Source organism: Mesorhizobium sp. M1A.T.Ca.IN.004.03.1.1 (assembly GCF_003997555.1).
GTDB lineage: Bacteria > Pseudomonadota > Alphaproteobacteria > Rhizobiales > Rhizobiaceae > Mesorhizobium.
This window is the reverse complement of the sequence record NZ_RZTV01000525.1, coordinates 1-261: the sequence shown is the minus strand read 5'-3', so window position 1 is coordinate 261 and position 261 is coordinate 1. Positions and strand designations below refer to the sequence as shown.

At 59.8% G+C, this 261-nt stretch carries 1 protein-coding gene; it reads left to right on the top strand.

The window, feature by feature from the left end:
- Positions 1-261, top strand: a 261-nt coding sequence (locus EOD29_RS32740; RefSeq protein WP_206520575.1) for a cache domain-containing protein, incomplete at both ends; no start/stop codon positions are given.

The window sequence follows — 261 nt, the reverse complement described above, 5'->3', positions numbered from 1 at the left end:
GCGAAAGTCGGGCAGAACCTGAAGGCTCAGCCGGACAGCAAGGGCAAGCTCTATCGCGAAGAGCTGGTTAAGCTGGGGCAGCAGGGCGGTGGTCTCGTTGAATATTATTCCACCAGCAAGCCGGGCCAGCCGGCCGGCGATTACCGCAAGACGGCCTATGGGCAGGCCTTCGAACCCTGGAAGGTCGTCGTTATCACCGGCGTCTATATGGACGATCTCGATGCGCAGATAAACAGCACGATCCTGACTGCACTGTCCGGC